Source organism: Streptomyces sp. NPDC050806, from assembly GCF_055586425.1.
Genome location: NZ_JBVJIF010000001.1, coordinates 33,707 through 45,756, shown reverse-complemented (window position 1 = coordinate 45,756; position 12,050 = coordinate 33,707). Strand labels below are relative to the sequence as shown.

Below are 12,050 nucleotides of genomic sequence, written 5' to 3'. Positions count from 1 at the left end.
GCGAGGTTTGCCGGACAGGGAGGACGCGGCGGTCGTCCGGCTCGCACACCCGGTGCTCGAAGAGGGGCGCCCGTCGGGCCACCGCCGAAACCCTCCTCCTGCGCCACCAGGGCCGTCCAATCCGTAACGCACCGGCATCGGGCCTGGTTCTTGAAGGAAGAGAAACACCGCACCCGGACCCTCGGGCATGACCGAACGAGCGCTGTCCTGCAAAAGGAGCGACGGAGGATATGTATCAGTTTCCGGTTCCGGCCCCCCGAGCCGAATTCGGCCAGCCGGTCCGGCTTTGCACCGACGATTTGGACGAGGCCCGGCAGGTCATCGGACGGAACTTCTACTCCAACGTCGTCGACCTGCTCCAGCCATCAGCCGTTCTCACCGGGCATTTCGCGATCAGCAGGCTCCATCACGTGACGCTCGGTACTCTGCAATTCGGTGCGGATCTGTGCATGCGCTTCGGTGAGCTGGGGGCTTACCACATCGACGTGCCGCTCACCGGGTCCATGACGTGGCATCAGGGGCGCCTCGATCCAATACTGGCCACAGTGCACCAGGCCGCGGTCTTCCAGCCCGGCCACGATACGGTGCTGGACCGGTGGAGCGGTGATTGCCGACTTCTCGCGGTCAAGGTCGAACGCTCCGAACTGGAGCTCCAGTTGGAGCGGCTGCTCGACACCCCGATCCGGCTACCCCTTCGATTTGCACCCGCCATGGACGTCTCTCACGGCCCTGGGCGCAGCTGGGCACAGCTGGTCCGGACGGCCGCGGAAGACGCGCAGACGTCCCATGGGCTCATCCACCAGGATCTGGTCGCCGACCGACTGCACGAGGCGATGGTGATCGGACTGCTGCTGGCGGCTGATCACCCCTATCGCGAAGAACTGGCGCGGCCGGCCCCACCCTCCCGGCCTGCCCCGGTCAAGCGCGCCATCGACGCCATGGAGGCGCACCCGGAGCACCCGTTCACCGTGACGCTCCTCGCCGAGATCGCCGAGGTCGGCATACGGCGGCTGCAACAGGGATTCCGTCACCACGTGGGCATGCCGCCCATGGCCTACCTGCGCCGGATTCGGCTGGCCCGTGTTCACGAGGAGCTGCGCCGTAATGAACCCGGTCAGGTGAGCGTCACCGAAGTCGCCTACCGCTGGGGCTTCACACACCGCAGCAGGTTCGCCGCCGACTACCGTCAACGCTATGGCGTGACACCCTCGACGACTCTCCACAGGACCTAGGTTTGGTCGTCTTCCAGCATGTGGCGACGTTCCTGTTCGCGCTTGGAGTAGGCGGCTGCCCGGATCGCCTCGTCGCTCTCCAAGCCTGATCCCAGCGCGCCGCCCACGGTGGCGACCGAAGCCACGAACCAGGACAACGTCCAGTATTCCGTGGCGTGCAGCTGGGCTCGTGTCAAGGAGGCGAACACTCGGCCGTTGAGGATGAACAGCGCCCACACCAAGTTGATGACGATCAGACCCACGTAGCAGACGAGTACCCCGATACCAACGGTCATGACGGTCGAGGTGTTGTAGAGCCTCGCCCTCTGCCTTGCCTCCCGCGAGACCTCTGCTGATCGATGCCACAGCTCCCCGTCTACGATCAGCCAGCCGATCATGAGCCCGACTGACCCGACCATGGCGACCACGAGGCGTGGCGCGCTCAGGGCCTCAGTGAGGCTCCAGGTGGTGGAGTCCAGGGTGGCGATGGCTCCCGTGGCGAGTGCGGCCGCCAGGGCTTTCGACAAGCCCGGCACCAACCGCCAAGGCCGGTTGGCGCGGACCATACCGAAGAGCACCCTCAGGTAACCGCGCGGCCCGCTGACGACGTACCGAAGATCAGCGGTCTCCTCCGCATCGACCGTGCCCGGGTGAATAGGCGCGAGACGACTGACGAAGGGCCCCAGCAGCGGCTGACTCTGCGGAGGTTCTTCAGCCTTTGTGGCCCGCGGACCCGCCAAGCCGAGCACGGCTTCTTCCACGGCCCGCCGGGCCCTCGTCTGCAGCCGCAAGCCCCCCAGCGAAGGAAGTGACAGCAGCGCCAAGCCGTGTTCGTGGCTCAGGTCCACAACGAGCCTGCGTCCGTGTGAGTGCAGCGGAAGGTCGGTGAGGGCCACGACGATGTCCCAATGCTCCGCACGTCCACGGTCCATGATCCGGCGTATCAAGGCGGGCGGGTCCTCGGTTCCTGAGCTGAAGGGCTCACTGACCACCTCGATGTCGAACCGTCGCCCCTGGCCGGACCTGTCGGCCAGCCGAGCGGGAAGCATCTGGGCCATGCGCTGCGCGATCTCCGTCGGCGTATCCGGTTCCGCCAGGAGAGCCACGACCGTAACGCCCTGAAACGACACCCGCACGCTGGGCCCTTCCTCTTCGCTGCATCCATACCGCAAGTGCCCACCAGGATGCCTGCGAGGCAACGCCGACGCCGGGTGACACGCTGGCCCCCGCCAGCAGGTGCAGGCGGTACGCCGGTCACCCCACTTCCACGTCCGGCACGGGAGTGACCGTTCGATCCGCGCCCAGTGCGCGTCAGCCAACGGCAGACGGCCAACGCCGGCCCTGCGGTCCTTCTGGTGAGCGAGCGACTGCAATCACTGCGTCGGCAGGCAACCCCGAGAAGCTGAGTCCGCTGGTGGTGGCACGTTCCGTGGGGTGCAGATCGTCACGCGGTGAACGGGTGGCGCACAGTTGCTCGCGAGGGACGGCTTGGCGCAGGCTCGGTCGTACGCGTGTGCCAGCTGTGGCGCAATTCGTCACCCTGGCTGCGGCCCGCTCCCGGCCATCGCCCTCGGGGCCCGGCACTGTCTGCGGTGCGCGCAGCTCGCGCAGGTCGTCCTCGGCGGGGGCAGGCGCGCGTTCCGTGACGGTGTTGGTCCGCATCGGCCGCAGGCCCTTGTCGACGATGACCCGGGCATACGGCAACTGGTTGAACGGTCACCCGGTAACGCGTGGGGCTGCGGGGCGGCCTCGGCGCCGGGGGCGCTGCGGACGTCAGGTGCCCTTCCATGGAGCGGGCTCCGCCGTCCTGCGGTGTGCGAGCAGCCCCCATCCAGGCGGTGGCCGTTGCGGTGCCGCAACGGCATCGTCTGCTCCATCGGCCCCGGTCGGTCAGGGACCGGCGAGCCGCCGTTTCGGTGGCCTCCTAGGCGAGCAGCTCCGCTGCCACCGCCCCCACGGCCTCCCCGGGTGGTGACCGAGCACGTGATGAGCGCCTGCCTCGCTACTCCCCTGGAATGCGGAGCCGCGTTGGCGGACTTGGAAAGTCACTGCTGCGTCGGGCCGGACTTCGGGAAGTCGCCGCTTTCTGCCCGTGCCCGGATCTTGCGCCAGAACTCGAGGGCGGCGTATTCGATGCCGAGCCCGAGTTCCAGGGTGATCATGCGGCTGGCGACCTCTTCGATGTGGCCGTAGCGGCGTTGCATCTCTTCGTACTCGGCGATCCGGGTTTCGTGCTGCTCGATCTGGTCCTGGGCGAGCCGTGCCACGTCCGAGGGTTCCGCCAGTTCGCTGAAGAACAGCTTGATCTCCGCGATGTCACGGAGTTCGAAGTGCTCCTTGACCGGCTCGGCCAGCCACTCGCCCAGCGCGGCCTGGCCCGCTGCGGTGATGGTGTACGTCTTGCGCCGCCGCCCGGTGTCCTCCTGGTGCAGCTCAAGGAGACCGGCTTTCTGGAGCCGCTTGGGCTCTGAATACAGCTGCGCGTGCGGGAAGTTCCAGAAGTAGCCCACGGACCGGCCGATCGCGCGCTTGAGGTCGTACGAGGTGGAAGGGCCACGCGTCGCGATCATCCCCAGGACGACGAACGAGGTTGTTGAGAGCCGGACCGTTGACATGGTCTGAAGCGTACCGTAGGTTCGAGCTGCACGGTCCGAAACATACGGTTCGAATAGGATGGTATGAGCGTGCGGTTGTGTGCATAGCTCAATCGCACCTCGAGGGAGAGGGAGGGCCATGGATCTGGGCACGGTCATGCGCTGGACGGCCGAGCGCTATCCGCAGCGCCGGGCGGTCGGCGGCAGGGCCCCGATGACGTACCGGGAATGGGACGCCCACACCAACCGGCTGGCGCGGGCGCTGGCCGAGCTCGGCGTCCGCCCCGGCGGGCGGGTGGTGCTCTCGATGGCCGGTGGTGAGCCGCTGGCCAGCTTGCACCTGGCGACCCAGAAGCTGGGTGCCGTCTCGGTGCCGCTGTCCTTCCGCTTCAGTGCCTCCGAGCTCCAGTACTGCCTCTCCGACGCCGAGCCCGCGCTGGTGATCAGCGACGCGTCGACCGCCGCCGTCGCCGAAGAGGCACTGAGCGGCATGGACTCCCTGCCGTGGATCCTCTCCGGCGACCCGGGCGAGGCCACGATCGAGCGCCTCGCGTCCGGTCAGCCGGACGGCCCGCTCGACGTCCGGGTGTCCGAGCAGGACACCAGCGTGATGCTCTACACCTCGGGCACCACCGGCAGACCCAAGGGCGTGCCGCGGACGCACCGAGCCGAGCACCACGCCGCGATCGCCCATCTGCTGCAGAGCGGACAGGCCCCCTTCGACGTGACGCTCGGCGTGATGCCGCTGTTCCATACCATGGGGCTGCGCACGCTCATCGCCACCGTCGTCGGTGCGGGCACATGGACTCCGCAGGTACGGTTCGACGCCGACGAGACACTCGGCCTCATCACCGAAGAGCACATCAGCTGCCTCTACCTCGTACCGACGATCTACTGGTCGCTGGTGCGCACCGGCCGCCTCGCGGAAGCCACGTCCGTGCGCAAACTGGCCTACGCAGGCTCGTCGATGACCCCGGCACTGGTGGAGCAACTGGCGGAGACACTTCAGCCGAAGTCCTTCGTCAACCACTTCGGCAGCACCGAGATCTACACCTTCACCGTGGGGCCCGATGTCATCGCCAAGCCCGGGTGCGCGGGCCGGGCCGGTGTCTTCTCCCGGGTCCGCCTGGTCGAACCGGTCCCGGACGCCGGCCCCGACGCGCTGGTCGGCCCCGGCGAGCAGGGACAGATCGCCATCTCCCTGCAGAGTCCGGAGGCATTCGCCGGCTACTGGCACCGCCCCGACGCAGACGCCAAGTCGATCCGCGACGGCTGGTACTTCCCCGGAGACCTCGCCATCGCCGACGAGGACGGGGACCTGTGGGTCGCCGGACGCGTCGACGACATGATCAATTCCGGTGGCGAGAACATCTATCCGGACGAGATCGAGGACAGGCTGATCCGCTGTCCGGCAGTCAGCGAGGTCGCCGTGGTCGGGCTGTCCGACGACCGGTGGGGACAGGCCGCCACCGCGTTCTTCGTTCCCGCCGAGAACATGGCCCCCCACCAGGCGTTGGCGGTACTTGACTCCTACGTACGCGAGCGCTCCGGACTGCCCTCCCTCAAGCGCCCCAAACGACTCATCGCCGTGGCCGAGCTCCCCAAGTCGGGAGCGGGCAAGATCCTCCGCCGTGGGCTGGATTCCGGTGACTACCAGGCGCTGGCCGACAGCGCCGCAGCGGCAGACAGGTGACGCACATGACGACGACCTTCGAACGGCCGGCCCGGCCGACCGCACGGATCGAGGACCCTGCGCTGCTCACGGGCCGTGGCCGCTTCCTCGACGACATCGACCCCCTGCCCGGCACCCTCACCGCCGCGGTGGTGCGCAGCCCGCATCCGCACGCCCGCATCCGCGGTGTCGATCTCGAGCGGGCGCGACGGCACCCCGGTGTCGCCGCCGTGATCGGACCCGAGGAGGTCCTCGCCGCGCTGAAGCCCTTCCCGCTCTCGCTCAAGACGCCCATGCCGTATTACCCGACGGGCACCGACAAGGTCCGGTTCGTCGGTGAGCCGGTGGCGGTCGTGGTGGCCGCCGACCGGTATCTCGCGGAGGATGCCGCCGAGCTCGTCGAGATCGATTACGAGCCGTTGCCGCCGGTGGTCGACGTCGAGAAGACCCTCCTGCCCGAGGCCCCGCGGCTGCATGACGGAGCCGACAGCAATGTGGCGACCGACCGGACCTTCGCCTTCGGTGACGTGGACGCCGTCTTCGCCGCCGCCGACCACATCGTGAAGGGCAAGTACAGCTTCCCGCGGTACTCCTCGACCCCGATGGAGTGTTACTCGGTCATCGCCGAGTGGCAGGACGAGGTCGACGGGCCCGCCGTCCAGGCCTGGGCGAACTTCCACGGTCCGTTCTCCATGGTGCCGGTGCTGGCGGGAGCACTCGGTGTGCCCGCCTCGCGGGTTCGGCTGATGATCCCGGCCGACAACGGCGGCAGCTTCGGGATCAAGGCCGGCATCTACCCCTACGTGGCGCTGATGGCGCTGGCCAGCAAGTACGCCGGCCGGCCAGTGCGCTGGACCGAGGACCGCATCGAGCACTTGCTCGCCAGCTCCGCCGGTTCCGACCGCGTCATGTGGTTCGAGGCCGCGGTCTCCGTCGACGGCACGGTGCAGGGGCTGCGCGCGGACCTGGTGGACAACGTCGGCGCCTACCTGCGCCCGCCGGAGCCCAGCACGCTGTATCGCTGCTTCGGCAACATCACCGGCGCATACAAGATCGACGCCGTGCAGATCCGCTCCCGCGCCGTGGTCACCAACAAGACACCGACCGGCCTCAACCGCGGATTCGGCGGCCAGCAGCTCTACTTCGGCCTGGAACGGCTCATGGACAAGATCGCCGGAGTGTGCGGGCTCGACCCGGCCGAGCTGCGGCAGCGCAACTTCGTACAGCGCGAGGACTTCCCGTACGCCACCCCCACGGGCGGCATCTACGACTCCGGCGACTACCAGCGCGTGATGGACATGCTGCTGAGGAACGCCGACTACCAGGCGCTGCGGGAAAAGCAGCGGGAGGCGCGCGAGCGCGGCGAGTACTTCGGCATCGGCATCGGCACGATCGTCGACCCGTCGGCCACCAACATCGGCTACGTAGGCCTGGCCACCCCGGCCGAGCAACGCAAGGCGGGGCGCGGCAAGTCCGGCTCCACCGAGCACGTGCGCATCAGCGTCGACCTCAACGGCATCGTGTCGGTGCTGCTGGGCACTGTGCCGCAGGGGCAAGGCCATGCCACGGTCGCCCAGGCCGTCGTCGCCGAACAGCTCGGACTGCCACGAGAACAGGTGCGGCCGGTGGTCGAGATGGACACCGCCACCACACCGTGGACGGTGACCTCCGGAAGCTACTCCTCCCGGTTCGCGCCCCTGCTGACCAGTGCCCTGGTCGAGGCCAGTGAGAAGCTGGCCGAGACGATCAAGATCGCCGGCGCCACCCTGCTCGGTGCCGATCCGGCCGATGTCGAACTCAGCCAGGGCCAGGTCCGGCTCCGTGACGAGCCCGAGCGAGCGGTCCCCTTCCGGCATGCGGCCGGACTGGTCCACTGGGACCCCGGTGCGCTGCCCGAGGGCACTCCCGCGCGCCTGTACGAGGAGGCCGCCTTCACTCCCCCGCAGTCGAAGGCAGCCAGCAGGAGCGACCAGATCAACTCGAGCCTGTGCTACGGGTTCGTCGCCGAACTGGTCAGCGTGCGCATCGACGCCGCGACCCGGCAGCTCGAGCTCGAGCAGGTGGTGACAGTCCACGACCCGGGCACGATCCTCAACCATCAGCTGCTCGAAGGACAGGTCCACGGCGCGCTCGCGCACGCCATCGGCGGCGCGATGTTCGAGGAGATGCGCTACACCGACGCCGGGCAGCCCACCGCGACGTTCATGGACTACCTCTGTCCCACCACTGCGGAGACTCAGTACGAGCTCAACAGCGACCACCTGGAGACTCCCTCTCCGCTCACGCGCCTCGGTGCGAAGGGCTGCGGTGAAGGCAGCAGCATGAGCCTTCCCGTCGCGATCGCCAATGCGGTCGCCGACGCCCTCGCCCCGGCCGGCGTGGACATCACCACCCTCCCGCTGCACGGCAACGTGCTCAACGAGCTGCTCAACGGCAGCGACAGCGAAAGGACCCTGTGACCATGGCACTCACCGGAGGCGAGATCAGGCTGGACCGCGGCCACGACGGACGCGTCGCCTACCTGACCCTCGACCACGGCAAGTTCAACATCATCACCATGGAAACCCGCCAGGTGATGGCCGACCGCTTCGCCGAGATCGACGCCGACAAGGACATCCAGGTGGCGGTCATCCAGGCCGCCGGCGAGCACTTCTCCTCGGGCGGCGACATCCCCGGCTTCATGGAGGTGGAGCCGGTCGACTTCACCGACCTCGGCCAGAACATCACCGCGCCGGCCCGCAGCCCGAAGCCGGTCATCACCGCCGTCGACGGTTACTGCTTCGGCGTCGGCCTCGAACTCGCCCTGTCCACCGACATCCGCATCGCCACCGAGCGCAGCGAGTTCGCGCTGCCGGAGATGCGGCTGGGCATGATCCCCGGATCCGGCGGCACCCAGCGCCTCGCCCGGCTCATCGGCCTCTCCCGCGCCAAGTACCACGTCATGACAGCGACCCGCATCAACGCCCAGCAGGCCGGCGACTGGGGTCTGGTCGCGAACGTCGTCCAGGACCGTGCGGCGCTCGATGCCGAGGTCGAGCGGATCGTCAGCGCACTGCTCGGCTTCTCACCGCTGGCCGCACGCACCGCCAAGGAAGTCCTCGACAAGGGCGTCGACGCGCCGCTGTACTCCGGCATCGAGCTGGAACGCAAGGCGTACTCCATGCTGCGCTCCAGCCACGACTTCGCCGAGGGCGTCGCCTCGTTCGTCGAGAAGCGAGCCCCGAAGTTCCAGGGCCGGTGAGCTGAACCATGAAAGCCGCACCGTTCGCCTACGTTCGTCCGTCGAGTCTGGCCGACGCGATCACCGAACTGGCGGGAACCAGCGGGGGCGGCAAGGTCATCGCGGGTGGGCAGTCGCTGGCCCCTGTGCTGGCCATGCGACTCGCCCGCCCCGACACCCTGGTCGACATCAACGCCATTGAGGAGCTCGACGAGCTGGCTCGCTCCGAGGAGCACCTGCACATCGGCGCCACCGTACGGCAGCGCCGCGTCGAGCGGGACCCGCTCAGCAAAAGCGTTCCGCTGCTGCGCCTGGCCCTGCCCTGGGTAGGGCACCGGGAGCTGCGCAGCCGGGGCACCGTCTGCGGCAGCCTCGCCCACGCCGACCCGGCGGCCGAGCTCCCGGCCGTGGCCTGCTGTCTCGACGCCGAGTTGACCCTGACCGGGCCCAACGGCTCCCGGCAGGTTCTCGCCCGGAAGTTCTACGGCGGGGCGATGACCACCGCGCTGGGCCCCGAGGAGATCCTCACCTCCGTGCGGCTGCCGGTCGCCACCGCGGACGAGGGCTTCGGATTCGCCGAGATCGCACGCCGGCACGGCGACTTCGCCCTTGCGGGCGTCGCCACGCGGGTGCGCCTGCGCGGTGGCCGCCCGGAGGCGACGATGACCTCGTTCGGCGTGTCCGACAAGGCGATCACCCGCGACGTCACCGAGCAGCTCACCGCGGCGGTCACGGGCATGGGCGACGCGCCGGCGGACCAGCTCGGGAAGCAGCTCTCCGCCGTCGTCGAGGAGATGGTCGACACCGACGGTGACGCCCACGCATCCAGGGACTACCGGCGCCGACTGCTCCGCGCCCTGGCCGCCAGGGAACTGTCCAAGGCATACGAGCGGTCCCGTAAGAACTCCGGCGAGGTAAGCGCATGACCATCAACGAAGCAGCAGCACGTACCGAGGCGGCGCCCCCCGCCCCGCCTCGGCCGGTGAAAGCGGGGGCGGACGACACGGTCGAAGTGCGCATGACCGTCAACGGGACACCTACCGTTCTCCAGCTGCCCGCGCGGGTCACCCTGTCCGACGCACTGCGCGACCATCTGGGTCTCACCGGCACGCATGTGGGATGCGAGCACGGCGTCTGCGGCATGTGCACCGTGCTGGTCAACGGCGAGGCGGCCCGGGCCTGCCTGCTGTTCGCCGTACAGCTTGACGGGGCAGACATCGTCACCGTCGAAGGACTGGGGCGGCCCGACGACCTGCACCCGCTGCAGGAGGCGTTCGGACGCAACCACGCGTTGCAGTGCGGATTCTGTACCCCAGGCTTCCTGATGAGCTCCTACGACCTGCTGGCGAACAAGCCGGAGGTCACGGAGGAGGAGCTGCCGGAGGAACTTTCGGGCGTCATCTGCCGGTGCACCGGATACCGGAACATCCTCACCGCGGTGGGAGAGGCCCACCGTGCGCACCCCGAGGGAATTCCCGCCCCGGGCAACTGCGGGCGTCGGGCGCTCGTCGGCCGCTCCGGGCAGGGCGGCAACGCCTCCGACGGCCAGGATGACAACGCCGACACGGCCGCGTCCCTGGCCAAGGACATCGTGCTGCCCAGCGGCGACCCCACCATAGCGGTCGAGATCACGACCGGGATCGAGGTGTCCGAGGAGAAGATCTGGCGCGTCCTGGACGACATCCACCTGCTGGCGCGCTGCCTGCCCGGTGCCGAGCTCACCGATGACCTCGGCGACAACCGCTACGCGGGCCGCGCCCGGGTGTCGGTGGGACCGATCAAGCTGGCGTTCCACGGCCTCGCGCACATCGTCGAGCACGACCGCGCAGCCGGCCGGCTGCGGGTGCTCGCCCAGGGGCAGGACACCGGCGGAGCGCAGACCCAGGCGGACATCACGCTGCGCACGGAGCCCACCCCGACCGGCACCGCCATGCACGCCGACGCCAAGGTCTACCTCACCGGCCGCATCGCTCAGTTCGGCCGCGCCCTTGCCGGTGACGTCAGCCGCCGTATGTTCGAGCAGTTCGCCGACGCCGTCGCCGAAGCGGCCGCCTCCGGCCAGGCGCCGTCCGGCCCGGTGAAGGCCCCCAGCGCCATGAGCCTGGTCCTCGCCCCGCTGCTCGATCGCCTCAAGCAGCTCCTGCGTGTCGAAAAGCGCCGGGGATGAACCGCCATGCGTGAGGTGATGCCGCAGCTGCGTAGATGGATGGCCGAGGGCAGCGCCTTCGCCCTGGCCACGGTGGTCGGCGCCCGGGGCAGTGCCCCGCGCGACCCGGGCGCGGTCATGGCCGTCAGCGCGTCAGGAGAGGCGGTGGGCAGCGTCTCGGGTGGCTGCATCGAGGGCGCGGTGTACGAGGCGGCCACCGAGGTGCTGCAGACGGGGGTGCCACGACGCGAGAGGTACGGCGTCAGTGACGAGGACGCCTTCTCCGTCGGCCTGACCTGCGGCGGCGTCATCGACATCCTGATCCGGCCGGTTGTTCCCGCTTCGTCGCTCCCTCAGGTGCTCACCTCGATCGAGCGGGAGCAGCCGGTCGCCGTCGCCACCGTCACCGGCGGACGGGCTCCCCTGGGGGCCCAGCTGACCGTCTGGCAGGACCGGACGCTGGGCTCCCTGGGCGAGGTCCGGCTCGACGCCGCGGTGCGCGACGACGCACGCGGGCTGCTGGCACAAGGCATCACCGCTACCGAGCACTACGGCCCGTACGGGGAACGCCGTATGGACCAGGTCGCGGTGTTCATCCAGTCCTTCGCTCCGCCACCGAGCATGCTCATCTACGGGGCGAACGCCTTCGCCGCCGCGCTCAGCGGCACGGCCGCACGTCTGGGGTACCGCGTGACCGTGTGCGACGCGCGGCCCGTGTTCGCCACGGCCGCACGTTTCCCGGAGGCGCACGAGGTGGTGTGCGCCTGGCCGCACGACCATCTCTCCCGCACCGACGTCAACGAACGCACCGTCATCTGCGTGCTCACCCACGATCCCAAGTTCGACGTCCCCGTGCTGACGGCCGCGCTGCGCACCCCGGCGGCGTACATCGGCGTCATGGGCAGCCGCCGCACTCACAGCGACCGCACCGCGCGGCTGCGGGAGCAGGGTGTCACCGACGCCGACATCGCCCGCCTCGCCTCCCCCATCGGCCTCGACCTCGGTGCCCGGACACCGGAGGAGACAGCCGTGTCCATAGCCGCGGAGGTCATCCAGCGGCGCTGGGGCGGCACCGGCCTCCCGCTCAGTGGCCTCACGGCCGACATCCATGCCAACGGGGCATCACAGACGGCGGCGCCGGCACGGCCTCAAGCCTCTCGGCCGGTCGGCGCCGCCCACCACCACCGATGACCGTCAGGCGCTGAAC

Annotated in this window: 9 protein-coding genes; 7 read left to right on the top strand and 2 right to left on the bottom strand. The window is 69.3% G+C overall.

The features are described from left to right. The first annotated feature begins 230 nt into the window (after positions 1-230). Positions 231-1,232: an AraC family transcriptional regulator gene (locus tag ACZ6WH_RS00210; protein WP_469724820.1), complete on the top strand. Its 1,002-nt coding sequence runs from the start codon at positions 231-233 to the stop codon at positions 1,230-1,232. On the opposite strand, the gene ACZ6WH_RS00205 is transcribed toward ACZ6WH_RS00210, so the two are convergent. Next, positions 1,229-2,317, bottom strand: coding sequence for a hypothetical protein (locus ACZ6WH_RS00205; protein WP_469724819.1), 1,089 nt, complete (start codon positions 2,315-2,317; stop codon positions 1,229-1,231). The genes ACZ6WH_RS00210 and ACZ6WH_RS00205 overlap by 4 nt on opposite strands. A gap of 939 nt (positions 2,318-3,256) precedes the next feature. Beyond that, complete coding sequence (locus ACZ6WH_RS00200) at positions 3,257-3,826, bottom strand: PadR family transcriptional regulator (protein ID WP_469724818.1); 570 nt, start codon at positions 3,824-3,826, stop codon at positions 3,257-3,259. Between the two features lie 118 nt (positions 3,827-3,944). Between ACZ6WH_RS00200 and ACZ6WH_RS00195 the strand changes: the two genes are divergently transcribed. Genes ACZ6WH_RS00195 through ACZ6WH_RS00170 form a run of 6 tightly spaced genes read left to right on the top strand, consistent with a single transcriptional unit; the run spans position 3,945 to position 12,034 of the window. Beyond that, positions 3,945-5,498, top strand: a complete 1,554-nt coding sequence (locus ACZ6WH_RS00195; RefSeq protein ID WP_469724817.1) for a class I adenylate-forming enzyme family protein — start codon at positions 3,945-3,947, stop codon at positions 5,496-5,498. Between the two features lie 5 nt (positions 5,499-5,503). Further along, positions 5,504-7,936: a xanthine dehydrogenase family protein molybdopterin-binding subunit gene (locus ACZ6WH_RS00190; RefSeq protein ID WP_469724815.1), complete on the top strand. Its 2,433-nt coding sequence runs from the start codon at positions 5,504-5,506 to the stop codon at positions 7,934-7,936. Between the two features lie 2 nt (positions 7,937-7,938). After that, positions 7,939-8,718, top strand: coding sequence for an enoyl-CoA hydratase/isomerase family protein (locus tag ACZ6WH_RS00185; protein ID WP_469724814.1), 780 nt, complete (start codon positions 7,939-7,941; stop codon positions 8,716-8,718). Positions 8,719-8,726: 8 nt separating this feature from the next. After that, entirely contained in the window at positions 8,727-9,623 is an 897-nt protein-coding gene (locus ACZ6WH_RS00180) for an FAD binding domain-containing protein (RefSeq protein ID WP_469724813.1), read from the top strand. Beyond that, positions 9,620-10,864 (top strand): xanthine dehydrogenase family Fe-S subunit, encoded by a 1,245-nt coding sequence (locus ACZ6WH_RS00175; protein ID WP_469724811.1) that lies wholly within the window; start codon positions 9,620-9,622, stop codon positions 10,862-10,864. Before ACZ6WH_RS00180 ends, ACZ6WH_RS00175 begins: the two co-directional genes overlap by 4 nt. Positions 10,865-10,870: 6 nt before the next feature. Further along, positions 10,871-12,034, top strand: a complete 1,164-nt coding sequence (locus ACZ6WH_RS00170; RefSeq protein WP_469724810.1) for an XdhC family protein — start codon at positions 10,871-10,873, stop codon at positions 12,032-12,034. The last annotated feature ends 16 nt before the right edge of the window (positions 12,035-12,050 follow it).

Excerpts from the sequence above, each read along its gene's own strand:
- ACZ6WH_RS00210 (WP_469724820.1), top strand. The coding sequence starts at position 231 with ATGTATCAGTTTCCGGTTCCGGCCCCCCGAGCCGAATTCGGCCAGCCG.
- ACZ6WH_RS00200 (WP_469724818.1), bottom strand. The coding sequence starts at position 3,826 with ATGTCAACGGTCCGGCTCTCAACAACCTCGTTCGTCGTCCTGGGGATG.
- ACZ6WH_RS00195 (WP_469724817.1), top strand. The coding sequence starts at position 3,945 with ATGGATCTGGGCACGGTCATGCGCTGGACGGCCGAGCGCTATCCGCAG.
- ACZ6WH_RS00190 (WP_469724815.1), top strand. The coding sequence starts at position 5,504 with ATGACGACGACCTTCGAACGGCCGGCCCGGCCGACCGCACGGATCGAG.
- ACZ6WH_RS00185 (WP_469724814.1), top strand. The coding sequence starts at position 7,939 with ATGGCACTCACCGGAGGCGAGATCAGGCTGGACCGCGGCCACGACGGA.
- ACZ6WH_RS00180 (WP_469724813.1), top strand. The coding sequence starts at position 8,727 with ATGAAAGCCGCACCGTTCGCCTACGTTCGTCCGTCGAGTCTGGCCGAC.
- ACZ6WH_RS00175 (WP_469724811.1), top strand. The coding sequence starts at position 9,620 with ATGACCATCAACGAAGCAGCAGCACGTACCGAGGCGGCGCCCCCCGCC.
- ACZ6WH_RS00170 (WP_469724810.1), top strand. The coding sequence starts at position 10,871 with ATGCGTGAGGTGATGCCGCAGCTGCGTAGATGGATGGCCGAGGGCAGC.